The sequence below is a fragment of the Vibrio sp. 1731 genome, assembly GCF_033339955.1.
GTDB classification, from domain to species: Bacteria; Pseudomonadota; Gammaproteobacteria; order Enterobacterales; family Vibrionaceae; genus Vibrio; species Vibrio alginolyticus.
Genome location: NZ_JAWOVO010000152.1, coordinates 1 through 1,090, shown reverse-complemented (window position 1 = coordinate 1,090; position 1,090 = coordinate 1). Strand labels below are relative to the sequence as shown.

Genomic DNA, 1,090 nt, shown 5'->3' with positions numbered 1-1,090 from the left:
GTTGCACCGTCTGTTTATCGACAACGACACTGCCCTGGTGATAACTCATATTCAATGCTTTATCACAAATCAGGTTGATGAGACGCGGAATGCCATGGCTATACTTCGCAATCAACTTACTGGAACTGCGATGAAACAGTTGCTGATCACCACCAGCCGTGTGCAAACGAAACGCGATGTAATCCGCAGTCTCTTTCTCATCAAGAGGTAACAGATGATAACGGCCAGTGATACGCTGTGCGAGCTGACGCAACTGCGTAGTCTGTAACAAGCGTTGCAACTCTGGCTGCCCTACCAACAGCACTTTAAGCAGCTTTCTGGTATCGGTTTCTAAGTTCGTTAACAAGCGCAGTTGCTCAAGTACATCGGCAGCAAGATGCTGAGCCTCATCAATGACGAGCAACGTCTGCCAACCCACCTTGTGGTTACGCAGCAAATAATGATGTATGACTTGGTTTAGCTGTTTTAACGTCGCATCCTGCGGATAAGAGATCTTAAATTCATCGCAAATCGCTTCTAGCAGATCTCGGCTCGAAAAAGTCGGATTGAGAATCAGCCCCGCTTTGGTGCTTTCATCTAAATTCGCGAGCATGGCTTTGGCCACTGTCGTTTTGCCTGTTCCTACCTCACCGGTCAGCATGGCAAAACCACCGCCGTCGCCCAATCCCGCATTGAGGTGCGTGATCGCTTCTTTATGACGTTGGCTTAAATACAAATAACGTGAGTTGGGAACAATCGAAAACGGCTGTTCAACAAACCCAAAAAAGTCCTTATACATTAGGATCTCCAGCTAAAAACCCATCCCAAAAGAATCAAATATGATGTAAACATAGTTGCATCTGTTCTTGGGAGTAAAGAAAAGTACCATTGCTTGCTACAATGTCCAACGTCATATCCATAAATTCAGAGGTAATTCGTGCAAGTTTATTTAGTAGGTGGCGCAGTTCGAGATCAATTGCTCGGCATTGACAGTTATGACAACGATTGGGTGGTAGTCGGAGCCACACCAGAAATGATGCTTGCTCAAGGATACACTGCCGTCGGAAAAGACTTTCCTGTTTTTCTTCATCCTAAAAATAGAGAAGAACAC

Annotated in this window: 1 protein-coding gene and 1 pseudogene; one reads left to right on the top strand and one right to left on the bottom strand. The window is 45.5% G+C overall.

Annotated features, from left to right (window positions below):
- The coding region (locus R7035_RS25855) for an ExeA family protein (RefSeq protein ID WP_318146397.1) at positions 1-778 on the bottom strand (778 nt) is incomplete at its 3' end.
- A 138-nt stretch (positions 779-916) separates the two neighbouring features.
- Here R7035_RS25855 and cca point away from each other — a divergent pair.
- Positions 917-1,090, top strand: a pseudogene (cca, locus tag R7035_RS25850) (multifunctional CCA tRNA nucleotidyl transferase/2'3'-cyclic phosphodiesterase/2'nucleotidase/phosphatase); the annotation flags it as partial.